Source organism: Bradyrhizobium cosmicum (assembly GCF_032290525.1).
GTDB lineage: Bacteria > Pseudomonadota > Alphaproteobacteria > Rhizobiales > Xanthobacteraceae > Bradyrhizobium > Bradyrhizobium cosmicum_A.
Genome location: NZ_JASXTA010000073.1, coordinates 1 through 797 on the forward strand (window position 1 = coordinate 1; position 797 = coordinate 797).

Sequence of the window (797 nt, forward strand, 5' to 3'; positions counted from 1 at the left end):
AAGCACGAGCCGCCGAAGCCGGGTCCGGCATGCAGGAACTTGGTGCCGATGCGGTTGTCCAGGCCGATGCCGCGCGCGACCTCCTGCACGTTGGCGCCGACCTTTTCGGAGAGGTCCGCGATCTCGTTGATGAAGGTGATCTTGGTCGCCAGGAAGGCATTGGCGGCGTATTTGATCATCTCGGCGGTGCGGCGTTCCGTGAACATCAACGGCGCCTGGTTCAGCGACAGCGGGCGGTAGATGTCGCCCATCACCTTGCGGCCGCGCTCGTCGGAGGTGCCGACCACGACGCGATCGGGGAACTTGAAGTCGCGGATCGCCGCGCCCTCGCGCAGGAACTCCGGATTGGAAGCGACCACGACGTCGGCCTTCGGATTGGTCTCGCGGATGATGCGCTCGACCTCGTCGCCGGTGCCGACCGGGACGGTGGACTTCGTCACCACGACGGTGAAGCCGGTGAGCGACTGCGCGATCTCTTTCGCGGCGGCGTAGACGTAGGAGAGGTCGGCATGGCCGTCGCCACGGCGCGAGGGGGTGCCGACCGCGATGAACACGGCGTCGGCATCCGCGACCGGCTTCGACAGATCGGTGGTGAAGTCGAGCCGCTTGGCCTTGACGTTGCTTGCGACCAGCTCGTCGAGGCCGGGCTCGTAGATCGGAATCTCGCCGCGATGGAGGCTGGCGATCTTCTTCTCGTCCTTGTCGACGCAGATGACGTCGTGACCGAAATCCGCAAAGCAGGCTCCGGACACCAGTCCCACATAGCCCGTTCCGATCATCGCGATTCGCATGAGAAA

1 protein-coding gene is annotated in these 797 nt (G+C 65.0%); it reads right to left on the reverse strand.

Features of this window, described 5'->3' with window-relative positions; all coding sequences use genetic code 11:
• Positions 1-791: UDP-glucose/GDP-mannose dehydrogenase family protein (locus QSV46_RS39070; RefSeq protein ID WP_314964006.1), on the reverse strand; the 791-nt coding region annotated here is incomplete at its 3' end.
• Positions 792-797: the final 6 nt, after the last annotated feature.